At 67.5% G+C, this 946-nt stretch carries 1 protein-coding gene; it reads right to left on the bottom strand.

Going from position 1 to position 946, the window contains the following annotated elements:
- Window positions 1-946, bottom strand: a 946-nt coding sequence (locus ACFP2T_RS48070) for an IS256 family transposase (protein WP_377434834.1), incomplete at both ends; no start/stop codon positions are given.

The following is a 946-nucleotide window of genomic DNA, read 5'->3' as shown; positions in this document are numbered from 1 at the left end:
CGAGGCGGATGATCGCGGCCCGGTTCGGGAAGATCCCGACGACATCGGTGCGGCGGCGGACCTCCTTGTTCAACCTTTCCTGGGGATTGTTGGACCAGATCTGACGCCAGATCTCACGCGGGAAGCAGGTGAACGCGAGGAGGTCGTCGTGGGCGTCGGCGAGGTGCTGCGCGGCGGTCGGGAACTTCGCTTCGATGGTGGCCACCACTCGGTCGAACTGTTGACGCACGGCGTCGGTGTCGGGCTGGTCGAAGATGGTGCGGACAAGGGTGGCGATCCACGGCTGCGCGGTCTTGGGGACCTTTGTCAGGAGGTTCCGTAGGTAGTGGGTTCGGCATCGTTGCCAGGCCGCGCCGGGTAGCGCGGCGCCGATCGCGGCGACGAGGCCGCGGTGGGCGTCGGAGATGACGAGAGTGACGCCGGACAGGCCGCGGGTGGTCAACGAGCGTAGGAACGCCAGCCAGCCGGCGCCGTCCTCGTCGGAGGCGACGTCGAGGCCGAGGACTTCGCGTTGTCCGTCGGCGTTGACGCCGACGGCGATCAGGGCGTGGACGTTGACGGTGCGTCCGGCTTCGCGGACCTTCATCGTCAGCGCGTCCATCCAGACGAAGGTGTAGGGCCCGGTGTCGAGGGGCCGGTTACGGAACGCTTCGACCTGGGCGTCCAGATGCGCCGCCATCTCTGACACCTGCGACTTCGACAGCTGTCTGATCCCGAGTTGTTCGACGAGTTTCTCGACCCGTCGGGTGGAGACTCCGAGCAGGTACGACGTGGCCACGACCGAGACCAGGGCCTGTTCGGCCCGTCTGCGGTGGGTCAGCAGCCAGTCCGGGAAGTATGAACCCGTGCGTAGCTTCGGAACGGCCAGGTCGATCGTGCCGGCGCGGGTGTCCCACTCCCGGGCCCGGTAGCCGTTGCGGGAGTTGACCCGTTCGTCGCTGCGCTG

This window comes from Plantactinospora solaniradicis (genome assembly GCF_042658085.1).
GTDB classification, from domain to species: domain Bacteria; phylum Actinomycetota; class Actinomycetes; order Mycobacteriales; family Micromonosporaceae; genus Plantactinospora; species Plantactinospora solaniradicis.
Note: the sequence above shows the minus strand (reverse complement) of the source record. Positions and strands in the feature narration are given on the sequence as shown.